18 protein-coding genes are annotated in these 19118 nt (G+C 56.9%); 11 read left to right on the forward strand and 7 right to left on the reverse strand.

From position 1 onward, the window contains the following. Positions 1 to 3: 3 nt before the first annotated feature. Entirely contained in the window at positions 4 to 675 is a 672-nt protein-coding gene (locus ACK13D_RS08345; protein ID WP_010249037.1) for a DUF1190 family protein, read from the reverse strand. Between the two features lie 142 nt (positions 676 to 817). Further along, the gene (gene tolC / locus ACK13D_RS08350) at positions 818 to 2284 is read right to left on the reverse strand and encodes an outer membrane channel protein TolC (protein ID WP_010249035.1); all 1467 of its coding nucleotides are present in this window, start codon (positions 2282 to 2284) and stop codon (positions 818 to 820) included. A gap of 213 nt (positions 2285 to 2497) precedes the next feature. Here tolC and nudF point away from each other — a divergent pair, with 213 nt between their 5' ends. The 6 genes from nudF (at position 2498) to ACK13D_RS08380 (ending at position 7949) form a co-directional block, all read left to right on the forward strand. Beyond that, entirely contained in the window at positions 2498 to 3133 is a 636-nt protein-coding gene (gene nudF, locus ACK13D_RS08355; RefSeq protein ID WP_010671126.1) for an ADP-ribose diphosphatase, read from the forward strand. Next, entirely contained in the window at positions 3130 to 3555 is a 426-nt protein-coding gene (locus ACK13D_RS08360; RefSeq protein ID WP_008925735.1) for a DUF1249 family protein, read from the forward strand. Before nudF ends, ACK13D_RS08360 begins: the two co-directional genes overlap by 4 nt. Positions 3556 to 3597: 42 nt before the next feature. Further along, entirely contained in the window at positions 3598 to 4425 is an 828-nt protein-coding gene (gene cpdA, locus ACK13D_RS08365; RefSeq protein WP_022623882.1) for a 3',5'-cyclic-AMP phosphodiesterase, read from the forward strand. Positions 4426 to 4428: 3 nt separating this feature from the next. Further along, entirely contained in the window at positions 4429 to 5010 is a 582-nt protein-coding gene (gene yqiA / locus ACK13D_RS08370; protein ID WP_010249032.1) for an esterase YqiA, read from the forward strand. Positions 5011 to 5059: 49 nt separating this feature from the next. After that, a complete protein-coding gene (gene parE, locus ACK13D_RS08375; protein ID WP_010249031.1) occupies positions 5060 to 6955 on the forward strand; it encodes a DNA topoisomerase IV subunit B in 1896 nt (631 codons plus the stop codon). A 94-nt stretch (positions 6956 to 7049) separates the two neighbouring features. Further along, positions 7050 to 7949, forward strand: coding sequence for a LysR substrate-binding domain-containing protein (locus tag ACK13D_RS08380; protein WP_010671124.1), 900 nt, complete (start codon positions 7050 to 7052; stop codon positions 7947 to 7949). Positions 7950 to 8245: 296 nt separating this feature from the next. Here ACK13D_RS08380 and ACK13D_RS08385 read toward each other — a convergent pair whose 3' ends face one another. Both ACK13D_RS08385 and ACK13D_RS08390 read right to left on the reverse strand, forming a co-directional pair. Further along, positions 8246 to 8554, reverse strand: coding sequence for a putative quinol monooxygenase (locus tag ACK13D_RS08385; RefSeq protein ID WP_010249029.1), 309 nt, complete (start codon positions 8552 to 8554; stop codon positions 8246 to 8248). Between the two features lie 48 nt (positions 8555 to 8602). Beyond that, on the reverse strand, positions 8603 to 9184 hold the full coding sequence (locus ACK13D_RS08390; protein WP_010249028.1) for an NAD(P)H-dependent oxidoreductase: 582 nt from the start codon (positions 9182 to 9184) through the stop codon (positions 8603 to 8605). A gap of 114 nt (positions 9185 to 9298) precedes the next feature. On the opposite strand from ACK13D_RS08390, the gene ACK13D_RS08395 reads away from it, so the two are divergent. From ACK13D_RS08395 to ftsP, 4 genes are all read left to right on the forward strand, one after another. After that, entirely contained in the window at positions 9299 to 10117 is an 819-nt protein-coding gene (locus ACK13D_RS08395) for a transporter substrate-binding domain-containing protein (protein ID WP_187500572.1), read from the forward strand. Between the two features lie 192 nt (positions 10118 to 10309). Beyond that, entirely contained in the window at positions 10310 to 12583 is a 2274-nt protein-coding gene (gene parC, locus ACK13D_RS08400) for a DNA topoisomerase IV subunit A (protein WP_010671122.1), read from the forward strand. 45 nt (positions 12584 to 12628) lie between these two features. Continuing rightward, positions 12629 to 13366: a 1-acylglycerol-3-phosphate O-acyltransferase gene (locus ACK13D_RS08405; protein WP_010671121.1), complete on the forward strand. Its 738-nt coding sequence runs from the start codon at positions 12629 to 12631 to the stop codon at positions 13364 to 13366. Between the two features lie 141 nt (positions 13367 to 13507). Continuing rightward, positions 13508 to 14938, forward strand: coding sequence for a cell division protein FtsP (gene ftsP, locus ACK13D_RS08410; RefSeq protein WP_010249023.1), 1431 nt, complete (start codon positions 13508 to 13510; stop codon positions 14936 to 14938). Positions 14939 to 15036: 98 nt separating this feature from the next. Here ftsP and dkgA read toward each other — a convergent pair whose 3' ends face one another. Beyond that, on the reverse strand, positions 15037 to 15861 hold the full coding sequence (gene dkgA, locus ACK13D_RS08415; RefSeq protein ID WP_010249022.1) for a 2,5-didehydrogluconate reductase DkgA: 825 nt from the start codon (positions 15859 to 15861) through the stop codon (positions 15037 to 15039). A gap of 204 nt (positions 15862 to 16065) precedes the next feature. Between dkgA and ACK13D_RS08420 the strand changes: the two genes are divergently transcribed. Continuing rightward, positions 16066 to 16974: an AraC family transcriptional regulator gene (locus ACK13D_RS08420; RefSeq protein WP_010249021.1), complete on the forward strand. Its 909-nt coding sequence runs from the start codon at positions 16066 to 16068 to the stop codon at positions 16972 to 16974. Positions 16975 to 17006: 32 nt separating this feature from the next. Here ACK13D_RS08420 and ACK13D_RS08425 read toward each other — a convergent pair whose 3' ends face one another. Continuing rightward, the gene (locus ACK13D_RS08425) at positions 17007 to 17669 is read right to left on the reverse strand and encodes a DedA family protein (RefSeq protein ID WP_010249020.1); all 663 of its coding nucleotides are present in this window, start codon (positions 17667 to 17669) and stop codon (positions 17007 to 17009) included. Positions 17670 to 17879: 210 nt separating this feature from the next. Beyond that, a complete protein-coding gene (gene metC / locus ACK13D_RS08430) occupies positions 17880 to 19070 on the reverse strand; it encodes a cystathionine beta-lyase (protein WP_069025384.1) in 1191 nt (396 codons plus the stop codon). Positions 19071 to 19118: the final 48 nt, after the last annotated feature.

The following is a 19118-nucleotide window of genomic DNA, read 5'->3' on the forward strand; positions in this document are numbered from 1 at the left end:
GCGTTAGCCTCCCATTGAGCGGCTGGAAGTGCCGCTGGCGCTGCTACGCTGCATGCTGTTCTGCTTCGCGACGGTTTCACCAAAGCCACCACGGGTAATGGTGGAGGTGGTAGCCGGTTTTGGTGCCAGCGCCGTTTTCGGCACGGTCATGCTTTTGCCGGATGTTGCTGCACCATAATTACGGCCTGATGCATCAACAAACTGACCATTGGCCGGGCTGCGGGCATTTTTCGGTGAGAAGAGCGGTTGCTGTGCAAAGCCCGAACCACCGCCCATCATGCGACCCATCATGTAACCTGCCATCAGTGGCATCCAGAAGCTGCCGCCACTCTGCTGCGATTCGGCATTAGTGGTGCCCACGCCCGCCTGAGCCGGTGTCTGCTGACACTGGTTTTCACCAAATTCAGCGACACAATCTTCACGCGTGGCATATTTTGGCGCGGTGCGTTCCGCCTCTTTTTTCGCTTCATTGAATGCGGTAGTACATTGGGCACTCTGGCCCGGATTGGCTTTTGAACAGTCATCGGCATTCTGGTACATCGAAACTGTTTCGTCGTTCTGTTCACAACCAGCCAGCATAAATACCGCCGAAACGGCGATAGCAACGGGCGTTAAATGGCGTGCCTGCCAGCTTTTGCGAAAAGCGGCATAGCGAATAGATTTTGTGCGTTTCATTATGATTATCCTGTGCCCAAAGGTAGCGCATAGAATAGGGGATGGGGGGGTAAAATTGAAGCTGGAGGCCTGATACAACAGGGATCTTTACTTAGTTATACGTTCAACAGAGAGACGGGCCGCAAAGCAGCCCGTCCGCTCATTAATTACCGAAAGGATTACCGCTGCTGTGGCGAGCCGCAGGACGCGCTGCCTCAGAAGAGCCGGTTGCTGCCGGACCGCTATCCACGCGCGCGGTCTGCTGTGCATTTTCCGGTGCTACCGTTTCCGGTGAGGTCGGGATCTCTTTACCCAGCTGGCTGTTCAGTTTCTGCAGGCTCTGCTCATTGAGCGTACCCAGCGCATAGCTGATATTCAGCTGGTTAATCAGATAGCTATAGCGCGCATCAGAGAGCTGCTGCTTAGCGTTGTAGAGCACGGTGGTTGCATCCAGCACATCAACGATAGTACGCGTACCAACCTGATAGCCCGCTTCTGACGCATCCAGAGAGCTTTGCGCAGAGACCACGGCCTGTTTATAAGCGTTGATGCTGCTGATAGAAGCATTCACGTTGTTAAACGATGAGCGGACTGTCTGAACCGCAGAGCGGTGCGCGCTTTCCAGTGATTCACTGGCGCTGACGAAGCTGTACTGCGCCTGTTTCACCTGAGAGGTGACGCTGCCGCCGCTATAGAGTGGCAGTGAGAAGCTCAGACCCACCTGGTTAGAACCGGTAATGGAGTCAGTAGACCCCTGGCTCTGGTTCGCACGGCTGCCGCCATATTTGCTGTTCGACATGCCGGTAGAGGCCGTCAGACCCAGCGTCGGCATGTGACCAGCTTCAGCGGAGCGGATCTGCTCACGGGCTAAATCCTGGTTCAGACGCGCAGAGAGCAGCGACAGGTTACGGCTTTCCGCCTGCTTAAGCAGCGCGCTGACCGGTTCGGGCTTATCGGTTCTGAAGCGATCAATGCTCAGCGACGCCAGCGACATGTAGTCCATGCCGGTGATCTGACGCAGCGTTTCCACGTTGTTATCGAGGTTATTACGCGCGGTCACTTCGTTAGCCAGCACGCTGTCATATTGCGCACGGGCGTTCTGTACGTCAGTAATGGCAACCAGGCCAACGTTAAAGCGCTGAGTGGTTTGATCCAGTTCGCGATAGATCGACTGTTTCTGCGCTTCGGTGTAAGAAAGGGTATCAATCGCTTTCAGCACGTTGAAGTAGGCGGTCGCGGTGTTCAGAATCAGATCCTGCTGCGCCACCTGATAGGTCACATCCTGAATACCGGCAGCTTTTTCCTGCAGGGTCAGTGCGCGCCATTTCGACATGTCGAAAATAGTCTGGGTTAATTGCAGCGAGCCGCTGGTCGTGTTGGAATGGAGACCGCTACTGTCGCGATAGCCGTTGTTATAGGTGTAGTCTGCACCCAGGCCGAGCTGGGGTAATAATGGGCTACGCGCTTCGTTGATTTTCTCAAAGGCAGAATCGCGATCGGCAGCGGCGCTGCGCAGATCCGGGTTGCTCAGACGTGCTTGTTGATAAACCTGAAGCAGGTCTTCGGCCTGGCTGGCGAAGCTGAAACCGCCCAGGCTCAGCCCAATAAAAAATGGGAGCAGTTTTTTCATTTGCATTCCTTTTGTTGCAGCAAATTGCAGTGGGTGCGCTGCCGGGTAAGCCAAAAAATTATCGCCGATTCTAGCAGAGGGCAACTGTGAGATAAGTTGGCTGAACGTGCCTTCTCCCCCTAATTTACGTAAATAATTCAGAAAGAACCACTTACATGGAGCACGGTTACAGGCTTTTTTCGCTCCACCCCAATCTGCATAAGGAACCCGATGATGCCGGAAGAAAAAAAATCCCCTGTGACTTTCACAAAAAACGATGTAGAAATTATTGCACGCGAAACCGTCTATGATGGTTTTTTTTCCGTCGTACGTTATCGCTTCCGCCACCGCCAGTTTAACGGCGAAATGAGTGGGGAAGTACAGCGCGAAGTTTTTGAGCGCGGACATGCCGCCGTGCTGCTACCTTATGATCCCTTACGCGATGAAGTGGTGCTGATTGAACAGATCCGCATCCCGGCTTATGACAGCAGTGCTTCGCCCTGGCTGCTGGAGATGGTCGCCGGCATTATTGAGCCCGGTGAATCTGTCGAGCAGGTCGTGCGCCGTGAAGCCGTTGAAGAAGCAGGATTAGAGGTCGGCCGGATTAAGCCCATGCTTAACTATCTGGCCAGCCCTGGCGGCACCAGCGAACGTCTGTCGGTGCTGATTGGGGAAGTGGATGCCAGCCAGGCAGAGGGATGCCATGGTCTGGAGGAAGAGAATGAGGATATTCTTGTCCATGTGGTAAGCCGCGAACAGGCTTACCGCTGGGTGGAAGAGGGGATAATTGACAATGCGGCGTCTGTCATCGCCCTGCAATGGCTGGCGTTGCACCATGAGAAACTACGCGAAGAGTGGATACAAAAATGAAACAGCGCTATACCCCTGACTTTCCCGAAATGATGCGGCTCTGCGAAACCAATTTCGCCCAGTTACGCCGCCTGCTGCCGCGTAACGATGAGGCGGGAGAATCGGTGATCTATCAGGTGAGTGGCGCCCGTTATCAGCTGACGATCCAGGAGTCCACACGCTACACCACGCTGGTGGAGATCCGCCAGGTCGCGCCTGCCGTGAGTTACTGGAGTCTGCCCTCGATGTCGGTAAGGCTCTATCACGATGCGATGGTCGCCGAAGTGTGTTCAACTCAACAGATCTATCGTTTCAAAGCGCGCTATGATTATCCTAATAAAAAATTGCATCAGCGCGATGAAAAACATCAGATAAACCAGTTTCTCGCAGACTGGCTGCGCTACTGCCTGGCACATGGGGCGATGGCAGTTCCGGTCTGCTGATGCGTATAATGCAGTAAATGGCGTGGAGACGAAGGAAACGCTTTGGATAGCCTGCTAACTCTTCCTGCAGCGAACGGTTCCGAAATCAGGATTTTGCAAATCACGGATACCCACCTGTTCGCGGGAAAACATGAATCGCTGCTTGGGGTGAACACCTGGTCGAGCTATAAAGCGGTGCTGGATGCGATTATTGCGCAACATCGCGACTACGACCTGATTATCGCCACCGGCGATCTCGCCCAGGATCACTCTATCGAAGCCTATCAGCATTTTGCTGAGGGCATCTCACGTTTGCCGCGGCCCTGCGTCTGGCTGCCCGGTAATCACGATTTTCAGCCCGCGATGTTCGACACGCTTGCAGCCGCTCATATCAATGCCCACAAGCAGGTGCTGGTGGGTGAGCAGTGGCAGATTGTGTTGCTGGACAGCCAGGTCTCGGGTGTGCCGCACGGGATGCTGAGCGATTATCAGCTGGAGTGGCTCGATAACGCGCTGGCCCGCTATCCGCAACGTCATACGCTGGTCCTGCTGCACCACCATCCGCTGGCCTCTGGCTGTACCTGGCTCGATCAGCACAGCCTGCGCAACTCACATCAGCTCGATGCGGTGTTACAGCATTACCCGTTAGCCCGGACGCTGGTCTGTGGTCATATTCACCAGGAGCTGGATCTTGAGTGGCACGGTCGTCGTGTGCTGGCCACCCCTTCAACCTGCGTTCAGTTCAAACCGCACTGCACCAGCTTTACGATCGACACCGTGGCACCAGGCTGGCGCTGGTTCACGCTGTATCCGGATGGCGGCCTTGAGACCGAGGTTAACCGGCTCGACACCGACGCTTTTCGTCCCGATTTAGACTCAGAAGGATACTGACGCGTGGCGGCATTACTCTATCTGCACGGTTTTAACAGCTCGCCGCAGTCGGCTAAGGCGACGCAGTTCCGGCAATGGTTAGAGGCGCAGCATCCGGAGATCGAAATGATCGTGCCCCAGCTGCCGACGTTTCCGGCCGATGCCGCCGCAATGCTGGAAGATCTGGTACTGAGCCGCAGTGGCGAAACGCTGGGGCTGGTGGGCTCGTCGCTGGGCGGTTATTACGCCACCTGGCTGTCGCAATGCTTTATGCTGCCTGCTGTGGTCGTCAATCCCGCGGTACGGCCTTTTGAGCTGCTGGCGGATTTCCTGGGCGAAAATCAGAATCCCTACACCGGCCAGCAATATGTGTTAGAGTCACGCCACATTTACGATCTGAAAGTAATGCAGATTGAACCGCTGGAAGCGCCCGATTTACTCTGGCTGCTGCAACAGACCGGCGATGAAGTTCTCGATTACCGTCAGGCGCTCGACTATTACAGCGCGTGCCGTCACACGGTAGAAGAGGGCGGAAATCATGCATTTACTGGATTCGAGCGCCATTTCCCGCAGATTCTGGACTTTCTCGGTCTGAATCATCCCTGAGTAATGCGGAAATCGCACCCCATTTCACCCTTCTAATCAGACATTTACGATGAGTCAATCTAACTATAACGCGGATGCCATTGAGGTCCTGACTGGCCTTGAGCCTGTTCGCCGTCGCCCGGGGATGTACACCGATACGACGCGACCCAACCATTTGGGTCAGGAAGTGATTGATAACAGCGTCGATGAGGCGCTGGGCGGCCACGCGAAGCGGGTTGAAGTGATTCTGCACGCTGACCAGTCGCTGGAAGTTATTGATGATGGTCGCGGCATGCCGGTGGATATTCACCCGGAAGAGGGCGTGCCTGCCGTCGAGCTGATCCTGTGTCGTCTGCACGCGGGCGGCAAGTTCTCCAATAAAAACTATCAGTTCTCGGGCGGCCTGCACGGCGTTGGTATCTCGGTGGTTAACGCCCTGTCAAAACGCGTCGAAGTCACGGTGCGCCGTAATGGCGAAATCTATGACATGGCGTTTGAGAACGGCGACAAAGTCCAGGATCTCACGGTTACCGGCACGGTGGCTAAACGCAACACCGGCACGCGCGTCCATTTCTGGCCCGATGAAAGCTTCTTCGACAGCCCACGTTTTTCGGTGTCACGCTTATCACATCTGCTGAAAGCCAAAGCGGTGCTCTGTCCTGGCGTTGAGATTGTCTTTAAAGACAAGCTGAACAATACCGAACAGACCTGGTGCTACGAAGATGGCCTGACTGACTACCTGTGCGAAGCGGTGAATGGCTTACCGACGCTGCCGGAAAAACCGTTTGTCGGCAGCTTTGCTGGCGATGTGGAAGCGGTTGACTGGGCGCTGTTGTGGCTGCCGGAAGGCGGTGAGCTGTTAACTGAAAGCTACGTTAACCTGATCCCGACCATGCAGGGCGGGACTCACGTCAACGGCCTGCGTCAGGGGCTGCTGGATGCGATGCGCGAGTTCTGCGAATACCGCAACATTCTGCCGCGTGGCGTGAAGCTCTCCGCTGAAGATATCTGGGATCGCTGCGCCTATGTGCTGTCGGTGAAGATGCAGGATCCGCAGTTCGCCGGGCAGACCAAAGAGCGCCTCTCTTCACGTCAGTGCGCAGCCTTTGTCTCTGGCGTGGTAAAAGATGCCTTCAGCCTGTGGCTGAACCAGAATATCCAGATCGCAGAGCAGCTGGCTGAGCTGGCGATCTCCAGCGCCCAGCGACGTATGCGGGCAGCCAAAAAAGTGGTGCGTAAAAAGCTCACCAGCGGTCCGGCTCTGCCGGGCAAACTGGCGGACTGCACCGCGCAGGATCTGAATAAAACAGAACTGTTCCTGGTCGAAGGGGACTCGGCAGGCGGCTCGGCCAAGCAGGCGCGCGATCGTGAATATCAGGCGATCATGCCGCTTAAGGGCAAGATCCTTAACACCTGGGAAGTCTCTTCCGATGAGGTGCTGGCGTCGCAGGAAGTGCATGATATTTCCGTGGCGATCGGCATCGATCCCGACAGCGAAGATCTTTCACAGCTGCGCTACGGCAAGATCTGCATTCTGGCGGATGCGGACTCGGATGGTCTGCACATCGCCACGCTGCTGTGTGCCCTGTTCGTGAAACATTTCCGTTCACTGGTCAGAAACGGACACGTCTACGTTGCCATGCCGCCGCTCTACCGTATCGATCTCGGAAAAGAGGTCTACTACGCGCTGGATGAAGATGAGAAAGAGGGCGTGCTGGAGCAGCTGAAACGCAAAAAGGGCAAACCTAACGTTCAGCGCTTTAAAGGGCTGGGTGAGATGAACCCCTTGCAGCTGCGCGAAACGACGCTGGATCCGAATACCCGCCGTCTGGTACAGCTGACCATCAGTGAAGAGGATATCGACCAGACGCTGCGCATGATGGATATGCTGCTGGCGAAGAAACGCTCCGAAGACCGGCGTAACTGGTTGCAGGAAAAAGGCGACAAGGCCGATATCGAAGTGTAAAAAAACAGGACGCGAAAGCGTCCTGTTCTCTTTGTGCTTCAGCCAGCACATCCCCGGAGAACCCGGCAGATTCAGAGCAGAGACAGTAATCCTTGTGAAAATTACCCTGGAAGAGTTACGTGCCTGGGTGGCGGTGGTGGACAGCGGTTCCATTACCGCGGCGGCATCCCAGCTGGCGCAGACCAGTTCGGGCATCAGCCGGGCGTTGTCCCGGCTGGAGAGTAAGCTGCAGACCACCCTGCTGCATCGCACCACCCGACGGCTGGCGCTGACCGAAGAGGGACAGGTTTTTCTGGAGCATGCGCGCCAGATCCTGGCCTCGGTTGAGCAGGCTGAAGAGCAGATAGCCCTGCGGCGCGAGATGCCGTCAGGGCGGCTGCGGGTAAACGCCGCCACCCCTTTTATGCTGCATGTGATTGTGCCGCTGGTGGACGATTTCCGCGCCCGCTATCCCCTGATCCAGCTTGAACTGAATACCGACGATATCCTGATCGATCTGCTGGAGCAGCAAACGGACATTGCCATTCGCATCGGCGAACTGCGCGACTCTACGCTGCGCGCCCGGATGCTTGGCAGCAGTGCGATCCGGCTGATGGCCAGTCCGGCCTATCTGGCGAAAGCGGGCACCCCGCAGAGCGTGGCCGATCTCGCGCAGCATCAAATCATCGGCTTCAGCCATCTTGAGGCGCACAACGTCTGGCCGATCTGGCAGCCTGATGGCGATTTCATGCGCATTAAGCCCACAATCTCTGCCTCCAGCGGCGAAACCATCCGGCAGCTGGCGCTGGCAGGACAGGGGATCGCACGCCTCTCCGACTTTGTCAGCCGGGAAGATTGCGCGGCAGGCCGGCTGGTGCCGGTTCTCCCCGCTGAAACCCGCGAGCTGCGGTTGCCGGTGCATGCGGTCTATTACCGCAACACCACGCTCTCTTCGCGCATCGGCTGCTTCCTGGATTTTCTCCGCACCGAGATTGATCGGCGTCAGCTGCTGTGATCTCTCCTGGCATAATAAAAAACCCCTGTCATAGGGCAGGGGTTTGGAGATGCTGGCAAGTCTGGCCGGATTCGCTGTGAGATTGTGCTTGCACAGGGAACACGGTCAGATCGGAAAGACGCTCAAGCCAGTCCCTGGTCGCTCTACCCGCGCCATCCCTGGCGCGGGACGCTTTCCTCTTCTGACCGTGTTCCCTTCGCGTTGAGCTAATTCATTGCTGCCAGAGGCACTCAGGTTTGAGGTTGTCAGCAGCCTTGACCCCTTTTACCGAAAAGGGGTAAAGCCTTCAGCACGAATCAGGCGCTGGGTTCCAGCACCAGAATCTTCACATCCACCACATCATCTTTAATGATGGCGCGATGCGCATCCATGTGCGGCATCTGCTGATGCTGCTCCAGATGACGCAGCGTTTCCCACTGTTCCAGCATAAAAATGGAGTCCGGCGAGTTCTGTTTCCACGGCACCTGCGCCTGATGGTCCAGCAGCGCGTCATACTGATGGCAGCCTTCTTCTTCTAAAACCAGCGGGATCAGTTTTTTCACCGCATCCAGCACGGCCTGACGACGACCGGGTTTGACACAAATTTCAGCAACGACTGTTAACATTCGCGAATTCCTCTTTCGTGGGAAAATAGGGGGTATCCCCCAGCCATCTTACGCAAAAACGCGACTAAGATGGGTCCGATAAGCGGCAATATCGCGTGGCACGTCCGGCGCTTTAATCACATCGTTGCAGATAAAGGTCGGCAGCGCTTCCATGCCCAGGAACTGGTTGGCTTTGTGGAAGTGCAGATAAAGACCGTCAACGCCGACACCTTCAAAGAACTGCTCCGGGTCGGTAAAGGCCTGCAGCGGTGCATTCCATGTCAGCGACAGCATATATTTTTTGCCCTGCAGCAGACCGCCGGAACCATATTTCTTCGCCGCATCAGAACGGGTACGGCCATCGCTGGCGTAGAGTGAGCCGTGGCCTTCGGTAAAGACTTCATCGATGTAACGCTTCACCGTCCACGGCTCGCCCATCCACCAGCCTGGCATCTGATAAATCACCACATCGCTATCGACATATTTCTGCACTTCATCGGCGACCACGTAGTCGCTGTCAGCCAGGGTCACAGACACCTCATGCCCCATATCACGCAGCTGGCTGGCCGCAACGTCGGTCAGCGTGTGGTTCAGTTCGCCTTTAGAGTGGGCAAAGGTTTTGCCGCCATCGATAATTAAAATCTTGCTCATGAATAGTTTGCCTCATTTCCTGAATATGGCGCTTAGCTTACGCGCGCTGCGGTCGCAGAAAAATGGGAGGTTGATCACAACACTTTTGCTGTGGAAGCAACAATGCGCCGGTTTATGGCACCATCGGCAGGCAAACTCACCATGAAAACAATTAAAGAAAAACGCAAAATGAAAAAAATTGTCCTTTCTTTGCTGCTGGCCACCGGTGCTGTCCAGGCACAATCTCATCTCGACACCATCCTCAGTTCTAAAACGCTTAAGGTCTGCACCACCGGTGATTACAAGCCTTACAGCTACCTGCGACCCGATGGTCAGTATGAAGGGCTGGATATCAGCATGGCGAACGCGCTGGCTACCTCGCTCGGCGCGAAAGTGGAGTGGGTGCCAACCAGCTGGAAAAACCTGATGCCCGATTTTCTGGCAAAGCAGTGTGATATCGCCGTCGGCGGCGTCTCCGTCACGCTGAAACGCCAGCAGACCGCCTGGTTCGCCCGGCCGCTGGATGTGGATGGCAAAATCCCGCTGGTGCGCTGCAGCGATAAAGATCGCTTCCAGACCATCGAACAGCTCAACCGGCCTGACGTGCGGCTGATTGAACCGGCAGGCGGCACCAACGAAGCCTTTGTGCACAGCCACCTGCCAAAGGCCTCACTGACGCTGTTCCACGATAACGTCACCATCTTCCGGCAACTGGTGGACAACAAGGCGGATGTGATGATCACCGATGCCTCTGAAGCGCGTTTTCAGCAGCAACATTACCCGACGCTCTGCGCGATCAATCCCGACAAACCGCTGCAGTATGGCGAGAAGGCTTACATGATTCCGCGTGACGATATCAGCTGGAAGCTCTATGTCGATCAGTGGCTGCATCTCAGCACCGCCACCGGCGAATATCGTGACATTGCCCGCCAGTGGATGGGTGCAAAGCCCTGAGCCACTTCCACAGACAGGTCAGACACTTGCCGGTCTGAATCCGGCGTGCCTCCGGCACATGAAATCGCGCGGCGGGACGCCTGCTCTCCCGCGCTTCCCCTGTGACTAACACCAGCGAATAAGGTACTATCCTCGCCAAACCACCGCCGGGTGTCCCGCCGTTGTGGGCCACGATGTGAGGATGAGAAATTAATGAGTGAACTGACTCAGGATGGTGCAGAGCGTCTTGCCCTGCACACATTCACCGAGAATGCGTACTTAAACTATTCGATGTACGTCATCATGGACCGCGCCCTGCCTTACATTGGCGACGGATTAAAGCCGGTTCAGCGACGTATCGTCTACGCCATGTCCGAACTGGGACTGAGCGCCAGCGCAAAATTCAAAAAATCGGCGCGTACCGTAGGTGACGTGCTGGGTAAATACCATCCGCACGGCGACAGCGCCTGCTATGAAGCGATGGTGCTGATGGCGCAGCCGTTCTCCTACCGTTATCCGCTGGTCGATGGCCAGGGTAACTGGGGTGCACCGGATGATCCCAAGTCGTTCGCGGCGATGCGTTACACCGAATCCCGCCTGTCAAAATATGCCGAGCTGCTGCTGGGTGAGCTGGGTCAGGGGACGGTCGATTATCAGCCGAACTTTGATGGCACGCTGCAGGAGCCGAAGATGTTACCGGCGCGCCTGCCCAATATTCTGCTGAACGGCACCACCGGGATTGCCGTGGGTATGGCGACCGATATTCCGCCGCACAACCTGCGCGAAGTAGCTCAGGCCGCCATCGCACTGATCGACTCGCCGAAAACCACGCTGGAACAGCTGCTGGATATTGTCCAGGGGCCTGATTATCCTACAGAGGCGGAGATCATCACGCCGCGTGACGAGATCCGCAAAATCTATCAGACCGGTCGCGGCTCGATTCGCCAGCGTGCAGTCTGGAAGAAGGAAGAGGGCGAGGCGGTGATTACCGCGCTGCCGCATCAGGTGTCGGGCGCGCGCGTGCTGGAGCAGATTGCGAACCAGATGCGCAATAAAAAGCTGCCGATGGTGGAGGATCTGCGTGATGAATCGGATCACGAGAACCCGACCCGCCTGGTGATCGTTCCGCGCTCCAACCGCGTCGATCTCGATCAGGTGATGAACCATCTGTTCGCCACCACCGATCTGGAAAAGAGCTACCGCGTTAACCTCAACATGATCGGGCTGGATAACCGCCCGGCGGTTAAAAACCTGCATGAGATCCTGACCGAATGGCTGGTGTTCCGCCGAGATACGGTCAAACGTCGTCTGAATCACCGCCTGGATCGCGTGCTGCGCCGCCTGCATATCCTGGAAGGTTTGCTGGTTGCGTTCCTGAACATCGATGAAGTGATCGAGATCATCCGTACTGAGGATGAGCCTAAGCCGGTCCTGATGTCACGCTTTGGCATCAGCGAAACCCAGGCCGAGTCGATCCTCGAACTGAAGTTGCGCCACCTGGCAAAACTGGAAGAGATGAAGATCCGTGGCGAGCAGGCGGAGCTGGAAAAAGAGCGCGATCAGCTGCAGGCCACGCTGGCCTCTGAACGCAAGATGAATACCCTGCTGAAAAAAGAGTTACAGGCTGACAGCGCCAGCTACGGCGACGATCGTCGCTCGCCGCTGCGTGAGCGTGAAGAAGCCAAAGCCCTGAGCGAAACCGAGCTGGTGCCGTCTGAACCGGTGACCATTGTGCTGTCGCAGATGGGCTGGGTGCGTAGCGCCAAAGGCCACGATATCGATCCAGCCGGACTCAGCTACAAAGCCGGCGACAGCTATCTGGCTGCGGCACGCGGCAAGAGCAATCAGCCGGTGGCCTTTATCGACTCCACCGGCCGCAGCTACACCCTGGATCCAACGTCGCTGCCTTCAGCGCGCGGGCAGGGCGAGCCGTTGACCGGCAAGCTGACGCCACCGCCGGGTGCGGTAGTTGAACAGGTGCTGATGGAGCCGGATGACCAGCGCCTGCTGATGGCCTCTGATGCGGGTTATGGCTTTATCTGTACCTTCAGCGATCTGGTGTCGCGCAACCGCGCCGGTAAAGCGCTGCTGACGCTGCCGGAAAACGCCCGTGTGATGACGCCGATGGCCGTCCATCATGAAGATGACATGCTGCTGGCGATCACCCAGGCGGGACGGATGCTGATGTTCCCGGTCGGGGAGCTGCCGCAGATGTCGAAAGGCAAGGGCAACAAAATCATCTCGATTCCATCCGCGGAAGCGGCCGCCGGTCAGGACAAACTGGCCTGGCTGATGATTTTGCCGCCGGGCAGCGCTATCACGCTGCACGTGGGCAAGCGTAAAATGCTGCTGCGCAGTGAAGAGCTACAAAAATTCCGCGCCGATCGCGGACGTCGCGGCACGCTGTTACCGCGCGGCCTGCAAAAAATTGATCGTGTTGAACTGGATGCGCCTGCGCGTCCGGCGAGCCCGGATAGCGAAGCGTAAACTACCCGGCTGACACCGCGTCAGCCGTGGCTCAATGAGGGAACTATGTTACTGATTCTGCGTGCCATTATTGTCGTCATCTATTCGATCTTAGTCTGTATATCTGGCTGTATCTGGTGTCTGTTTTCACCGCGCAATCCGCGTCATGTCGCCACATTTGGCCATCTGTTCGGCAAACTGTCGACGGTGTTTGGCCTTAAAGTAGAACTGCGCAGACCGGAAGGTGCTGAGAATTATGGTAATGCGATCTACATCGCGAACCATCAGAACAACTACGACATGGTCACCGCGGCTAAAATGGTGCAGCCCTGTACGGTGACGGTGGGCAAGAAGAGCCTGTTGTGGGTGCCATTTTTTGGCCTGCTCTACTGGCTGACCGGTAACCTGTTGATCGATCGCGATGACCGTGCAAAAGCACGCGGCACGATCGGTCAGCTGGTAGATGAGTTTAACAGTAAGCGCATCTCCATCTGGATGTTCCCGGAAGGAACGCGCAGCCGTGGTCGTGGCCTGCTGCCGTTTAAAACCGGTGCCTTTCACGCCGCTGTGGCGGCGGGTGTGCCGATCATTCCGATTGTGGTCTCTAACACGCATGGCAAGATCAACCTCAATCGCTGGAAAAACGGGCTGGTAATCGTTGAGATGCTGCCACCGATTGATGTAAAGGCTTTCGAGTCGTCGTCGGTGCGTAAGCTGGCGACCCACTGTCGCGAACTGATGGCGGCAAAGCTGGAAGAGCTGAACGCCGAAGTCGCAGAACGCGAAAAAAACGGAAATATCTGACCGGCGAACCATTCGCCGAACTATCCTGCAGGGATGCCGCACGGCGGGGCACGTCCGCCCGCCGTGAACGCAGCACAGCAAAAACAGATCAATAAAAACAGGGTCGGCGCCTAGCGCCACGCGTAAAGGGTCAGAAGTTTTATGTCTTTCAGCAGACGTCAGTTCATCCAGCTTTCTGCCGGAGCGGCGCTTAGCGCCAGTGTACTACCTCATGCGGCGCGTGCCGCTTCTTCAGCTAATGGCGATACGCCACTTCCGGTTCCGCCGTTGCTGGAATCCCGTCGCGGCCAGCCGCTGTTCCTGACAATGCAGCGCAGCCACTGGTCTTTTAATGGCGACAACAACAAAGTGCCGGTGTGGGGCATTAATGGCCTCTATCTTGGCCCGACCGTCCGGGTTTACAGCGGCGATGACGTTAAGCTGATCTACAGCAATCGTCTGAACGAGCCGGTCTCCATGACTATCAGCGGCCTGCAGTTGCCGGGTGCGCTGATGGGGGGCGCGCCGCGTATGATGTCAGCCGGTGTCGACTGGTCGCCGGTGCTGCCGATTCGTCAGGCGGCCTCAACCTGCTGGTATCACGCCAATACACCGAACCGCATGGCTCCGCACATCTATAACGGACTGGCGGGGATGTGGCTGGTGGAAGATGATATTGGCAGGCAGCTGCCGTTGCCGAAGCATTACGGCGTCGATGACTTCCCGATTATCATTCAGGACAAGCGGCTCGATAACTTTGCCACGCCGGTCTATGACCCGCCGCAGGATGGTGGTTTCCTGGGCGACACGCTGCTGGTGAATGGCGTACGCAATCCGTTTGTGGAAGTATCACGCGGCTGGGTGCGTCTGCGTCTGCTGAACGCCTCGAATGCGCGCCGCTATGAGATGGTGCTCAGCGACAATCGCCCGTTTATGGTCATCGCCAGCGATCAGGGCTATCTGCCTGCGCCGGTGGCGGTGCAGCGCCTGTCACTGGCGCCGGGCGAACGCCGCGAAGTGCTGGTGGATATGTCGCAGGGCGATGAAGTGTCGATTACCGCAGGTACGGCGGCGGGCATTATGGATCGGCTGCGCGGCTTCTTTGAGCCATCCTCCATTCTGACGTCAACCCTGATCCTGACGCTGCGGCCAACCGGCTTGCTGCCGCTGGTGACGGATAATCTGCCGATGCGGCTGCTGGCCGATCAGATTCTGGATGGCGTGGCGGTTCGCACCCGTGAATTCCGCATCGGTGACAGCATGCCGGGCATTAACGGCGCGATCTGGGATATGAGCCGCATTGACACCACGGCACAGCAGGGCACCTTTGAGCGCTGGATCCTGCATGCTGACCGGCCACAGTCGCTGCATATCCAGGGCGTGATGTTCCTGATTAAAAGTGTGAATGGTGCGCAGCCGATGGGCGAAGATCGCGGCTGGAAAGATACGGTGTGGGTCGATGGCAGCGTGGAACTGATGGTCACTTTCCCGCAAAGTTCGTCAGATCACTTCCCGTTCGTCTACTACAGTCAGACGCTGGAACTGGCCGACCGCGGCACTGCCGGTCAGCTGGTGGTGCAGCCCAGCGCATAACAGCGCGGTCAGGCAGGGAGAGCCCGTCTGACCGCGTTAATCGTTAGCTGCCCCAGCCGCAGGGCAGATAAGGTGAGGTCACCTGGTGACGCCCAGCCTTAGTTAAAGGTTTCCGGATCCGGCCCCAGACGATTGCCGCTGTCCAGCTTCGCAATATCGCTCACTTCATGCTTGTCCAGACGGAAGTCGAACACCTTAAAGTTCTCTTCAATGCGGGCTGGTGTGACCGACTTCGGAATCACCACCAGGCCGCTATCCAGATGCCAGCGGATCACGATCTGTGCCGGCGTCTTGCCATATTTCTTCGCCAGCGACTTGATGATCTCCTGATCGAAGACCCCTTTGCCGCCCTGCGCCAGCGGACTCCAGGATTCTGTCTGGATCTGATGCAGTGCGTTCCACGCATGCAGCGTACGTTGCTGTAGCATCGGGTGCAGCTCAATCTGGTTCACCACCGGCGTGACACCGGTTTCATCCAGCAGTCGCTTCAGATGCGCCTCATGGAAGTTACAGACGCCGATACTTTTAGTCAGCCCCTGCTGCTGCAATTCAATCATCTTCTTCCAGGCATCGACATAATTGTCTTTTTCCGGGCACGGCCAGTGCATCAGATAGAGATCAACCTGCTCCAGTTTCAGTTTCTCCAGGCTGGTTTCCATCGCCTGCTGAACGTTCTGCTGATCGTCGTTCCAGAGTTTGGTGGTCACGAAAATCTCTTCACGCGGCACGTCAGTTTCCTGCAGTGCCTGGCCAATCGCCTCTTCATTCTTATAGGCGGCGGCGGTATCGATTGAGCGATAGCCGACCTCCAGCGCTTTCAGCACCGCATGACGTGCATCTTCAATGCTGGCCTGCCACACACCGAGTCCGAGTTGCGGCATCATATTGCCATCGCGCAGTTTGATAATGGGTTGGTCTGCCATAGTTGCTCCTTTCCGTTGCGGTTAATCCGTGAGATTTCACTGTGCTTAAGTCTAGCCAACAATTCTCAGCCTGCTTAGCTGAGGCAACAACAGTGGTTCTGCCGTCATGCCCGATCCGGTAAATTTCTTGCCTGATTCTCCAGGCTGCTGGTGATTCAGGCATTCGCACGGCACACTGGCTTTTTGCCCGTAAAAGGAGTCGCTATGGCGCACGATGCCCTGTGTCACCGGCTGGCGCAGCAGGTCGTCACATTAATGACCCATGGTCACGACCGTCTTTGTCCGGTCGAAAATGTGTCGCTGATTTACGCTAATCAATATCGTCCCCGTACGCCGATGATGTATCAGCCCGGCATTGTGATCCTGTTTCAGGGCAGCAAAACCGGCTATCTCGGCAGCACGGTGTTTCAGTATGACGCCAGCAAGTACCTGATGCTCACCGTGCCGCTGCCGGTGGAGTGCGAAACCTGGGCCTCGCCAGAGGTGCCGATTGCCGGGCTGTGTCTTAATGTCGATACCGCCAGCCTGCAGGATCTGCTGATTGAAATCGGCGATGACGATCAGTTCCAGCCGCAGCCGCAGACCTCGGGGATCCACTCGGCGTGGCTGACGGAACCGATGCTGTGTGCCGCTGAGCGGCTGCTTGATGTGATGACCCAGCCGCGCGATGCGCGGGTGCTGGGGCCGCACATCGTGCGGGAGATTATCTACTACGTGCTGACTGGCCCGATTGGTGGTGCGCTGCTCTCACTGGTGAGCCGACAGACGCAATTCAGCCTGATCGCGCGTGCCCTGCGACGGATTGAGAATCACTATGCGGAAAACCTCAGCGTCGATGCGCTGGCGGCGGAAGTGAACATGAGCGTTTCAGCCTTTCATCATAACTTTAAAGCGGTCACGCAGACGTCGCCCCTGCAGTATCTCAAGCGATATCGCCTGCATCAGGCGCGATTGCTGATGCTGCACGATGGACTGAAAGCGAGTGCGGCGGCGGTGCGGGTTGGCTATGAAAGTCCCTCACAGTTTTCGCGGGAATTTAAGCGCTATTTTGGCGTGACGCCAGGGGAAGAGGTGAATCGTGTGCGGCAGACGGTAGCGGATCCGTCCGCCTGAGTGGCGGCGGATCCTGATGCTACGCGCTGACGTCAGGCCTGTTTCTGCCGACGCTTTTTCCAGATAACCAGAATGCTGCCGAACAGCCCGAGAAACAGCAACACCATCGGCAGTATCATCAGGATCGCCATCACCTGATCTTCATGACGCTTGATGAACGGCACCTGGCTGATGCCATAGCCAAACGTCACGACGATGCCGACCCACAGCACGCCGCTGAGCCAGTTGAACAGTTGAAAGCGACCATTCTGTAAGCCCGCAATGCCCGCCATGGTTGGCAGGATCGTCCGGATGAAAGCCAGAAAACGGCCCACCAGCAGCGCCATCAGGCCATGACGGTTAAACATATTCCAGGCGCGCTGGTGATACTGCGCTGGCAGATGCATCAGCCAGCTCTTCACCAGCCGGGTATTCCCCAGCCAGCGACCCTGCAGATAGCTCAGCCAGCAGCCCAGACTGGCGGCGGTGGTGAGGATCACCATCGTCGGCACAAAATCCATCACCCCTTTTGCCACCATCGCACCCGCCAGCAGCAGCAGGCTATCGCCCGGCAGGAAAGAGGCGGGTAACAGCCCATTTTCCAGAAACAGCGTCAGGAACATCACGCCGTACACCACCCACACCACATCCGGATTTGCCAGCGCGGCAAAATCCTGATGCCAGAGCGCGTGGACAATCTCGTGTAAAACACCCATTTGCTATTCCATCACGTCACAAGGAACTATCCGTCTGCATTCAGGCAATCGGTCGCGGCGCTGCGCAATAAATGCAGCGACCTCACTGATGACCTGAACGGTCTGGGATAAATTTTAACAATAAATGAGCAGCAGCCCGGCAAACTCTGCGGGTGGCCGCTACCCGGTTCATCTTCTGTTTAGCGTCTGTTTATCTTTTGCCTGAGTTTATTAACGCGTCAGGCGCGCAAAACCGGCGTCCAGGTCAGCCAGCAGATCGTCAACGTGCTCCAGACCAATATGCAGCCGCACCAGCGTACCGGTGAAATCGACTCCACCCGCCGGACGAATCGCGGCCAGCTCTTCCGGCTGATTCGCCAGGATCAGTGATTCATAGCCGCCCCAGGAGTACGCCATGCTGAAATGATGGAAGTGATCGAGATATTCCGCCAGCTGGGGCGCGCTGAGTCTTTCCTGCAGGATAAAAGAGAACAGGCCGCTGCTGCCGTTAAAATCACGCTGCCAGAACTGATGACCTTTGCTCTGCGCCAGCGCCGGGTGATTAACCCGCGCCACTTCGGGACGCGCTGCCAGCCACTCTGCCACCTGAATCGCGCTCTCTTCATGCTGACGCAGACGTGTGCCCAGCGTGCGCAGACCCCGACTCGCCATGTAGGCGGTATCGGCATCGACCATCTGACCCATCAGATAGGAGTTCTCGCGCAGCTGATCGATACAGCGCGCATTGGCGACCGCCGTGCCGATCATCGCATCGCTGTGACCAATCAGATATTTGGTGCCCGCCTGAATCGAAATATCGATGCCGTGCGCCAGCGCATCAAATAAAATACCGGCCGCCCAGGTGTTGTCGATCATAATGATCGCCTCGGGCGCTTTGGCGCGAACCGCCGCCACAATCGCCGGAATATCCTGAACTTCCATCGTGATAGAGGCAGGCGATTCCAGGAAAACGACCCGGGTATTGGGCTGCACCAGCTCACCGATTTCACTGCCGATGCAGTGATCGAACCAGCCCGTTGAAACCTGCAGCTTAGTCAGGATCTTAGTACAGAAATCCTGGGTCGGTTCATAGACTGCGCCACTCATCAGCACGTGGTCGCCCGCCTCGACAAACGCCAGAATCGCGTTCGCCACGGCAGCCGCGCCGCAGGGGTAGAGCACACAGCCTGCGCCGCCTTCCAGCTCCGTCATCGCATCCTGCAGTGCAAAGTGCGTCAGGGTGCCACGACGGCCATAAAAGAGCTCGCCTTTTGCCCGACCGGCAGTGGCGCGTTTCTTCTCCGCGACCGTATCAAAAACCAGCGAGGAGGCCCGTTGAATCACACTGTTCACCGAGCCCTGGGTATAACGCTTGCTGCGTCCTGCACTGACGAGCGTGGTATCAATTTTTCTGGTGGTCATGAGTCGCCTTTGCCGCTTCTGACTAAGCCCTCACGTTACCACGAAACG

It is taken from the genome of Pantoea sp. K16 (assembly GCF_048452805.1).
Taxonomy (GTDB): Bacteria; Pseudomonadota; Gammaproteobacteria; order Enterobacterales; family Enterobacteriaceae; genus Pantoea; species Pantoea agglomerans.

Bases quoted from the DNA above. Each gene is read 5' to 3' on its own strand.
- ACK13D_RS08345 (WP_010249037.1), bottom strand. From the start codon at position 675: ATGAAACGCACAAAATCTATTCGCTATGCCGCTTTTCGCAAAAGCTGG.
- tolC (WP_010249035.1), bottom strand. From the start codon at position 2,284: ATGAAAAAACTGCTCCCATTTTTTATTGGGCTGAGCCTGGGCGGTTTC.
- nudF (WP_010671126.1), top strand. From the start codon at position 2,498: ATGCCGGAAGAAAAAAAATCCCCTGTGACTTTCACAAAAAACGATGTA.
- ACK13D_RS08360 (WP_008925735.1), top strand. From the start codon at position 3,130: ATGAAACAGCGCTATACCCCTGACTTTCCCGAAATGATGCGGCTCTGC.
- parE (WP_010249031.1), top strand. From the start codon at position 5,060: ATGAGTCAATCTAACTATAACGCGGATGCCATTGAGGTCCTGACTGGC.
- ACK13D_RS08385 (WP_010249029.1), bottom strand. From the start codon at position 8,554: ATGTTAACAGTCGTTGCTGAAATTTGTGTCAAACCCGGTCGTCGTCAG.
- ACK13D_RS08390 (WP_010249028.1), bottom strand. From the start codon at position 9,184: ATGAGCAAGATTTTAATTATCGATGGCGGCAAAACCTTTGCCCACTCT.
- ACK13D_RS08395 (WP_187500572.1), top strand. From the start codon at position 9,299: ATGGCACCATCGGCAGGCAAACTCACCATGAAAACAATTAAAGAAAAA.
- parC (WP_010671122.1), top strand. From the start codon at position 10,310: ATGAGTGAACTGACTCAGGATGGTGCAGAGCGTCTTGCCCTGCACACA.
- ACK13D_RS08405 (WP_010671121.1), top strand. From the start codon at position 12,629: ATGTTACTGATTCTGCGTGCCATTATTGTCGTCATCTATTCGATCTTA.
- ftsP (WP_010249023.1), top strand. From the start codon at position 13,508: ATGTCTTTCAGCAGACGTCAGTTCATCCAGCTTTCTGCCGGAGCGGCG.
- dkgA (WP_010249022.1), bottom strand. From the start codon at position 15,861: ATGGCAGACCAACCCATTATCAAACTGCGCGATGGCAATATGATGCCG.
- ACK13D_RS08420 (WP_010249021.1), top strand. From the start codon at position 16,066: ATGGCGCACGATGCCCTGTGTCACCGGCTGGCGCAGCAGGTCGTCACA.
- ACK13D_RS08425 (WP_010249020.1), bottom strand. From the start codon at position 17,669: ATGGGTGTTTTACACGAGATTGTCCACGCGCTCTGGCATCAGGATTTT.
- metC (WP_069025384.1), bottom strand. From the start codon at position 19,070: ATGACCACCAGAAAAATTGATACCACGCTCGTCAGTGCAGGACGCAGC.